This is a genomic window from Lentzea indica (genome assembly GCF_012184385.1).
GTDB lineage: Bacteria > Actinomycetota > Actinomycetes > Mycobacteriales > Pseudonocardiaceae > Lentzea > Lentzea indica.
Window position 1 is genome coordinate 1 of record NZ_VSRL01000626.1, and the last position, 325, is coordinate 325.

Below are 325 nucleotides of genomic sequence, written 5' to 3' on the forward strand. Positions count from 1 at the left end.
TTGGTCTCGTTGACCTTGGTGTCGACCAGGACCTGGGCCAGTACCAGCGAGTCGGTGTGCGACATCGCCGCGAGCAGGTGCACTCCGCCGGAGCCGTCGGGGCCGTGGGTGCCGCGCACGGTCTTGCCGTCCATCGCGATCACCACCGGCCCGTCTGGTTGTGGCAGCCGGCCGCGGCGGGCCTGGGTCCAGGTCGTGATCGCGGCGTCCACCGCGTCGCCGTCCACTCGTTGCAGCGCCCGGCGCATCGTGGCCTCGTCCGGCGGGCGATGCCGGCCCCGGCGCGGATCGTGACGGACCCCGAGCAGCGCGAGTACCTGCTGCG

General features: G+C 73.2%; 1 pseudogene. It reads right to left on the reverse strand.

The annotated features are described in order from the left end of the window. Positions 1-248, reverse strand: a pseudogene (locus tag FXN61_RS56885) (ISAs1 family transposase); the annotation flags it as partial. Positions 249-325: the final 77 nt, after the last annotated feature.